Source organism: Blastococcus sp. CCUG 61487 (assembly GCF_005222955.1).
Classification (GTDB): domain Bacteria; phylum Actinomycetota; class Actinomycetes; order Mycobacteriales; family Geodermatophilaceae; genus Blastococcus.
In genome coordinates, this window is record NZ_LWUA01000213.1 from 1 (window position 1) to 214 (window position 214).

Here is a 214-nt window from a genome sequence, read left to right on the forward strand (position 1 = left end):
GGGATCGCCGACAGCAGCGCCTGGGTGTACGGGTGCACGGGCCGCTCGAAGAGCTCGTCGCGATCGGCCACCTCCACGATCCGGCCGAGGTACATGACGGCCACGCGGTCGGAGATGTGCCGGACGACCGAGAGGTCGTGCGCGATGAAGAGGTAGGACAGCTGCAGCCGGTCCTTCAGCTCCTCGAGCAGGTTGATGACGCCGGCCTGGATGG

At 67.8% G+C, this 214-nt stretch carries 1 protein-coding gene; it reads right to left on the reverse strand.

The annotated features are described in order from the left end of the window. The coding region (locus A6V29_RS10715; RefSeq protein WP_137160276.1) for an ABC transporter ATP-binding protein at positions 1-214 on the reverse strand (214 nt) is incomplete at both ends.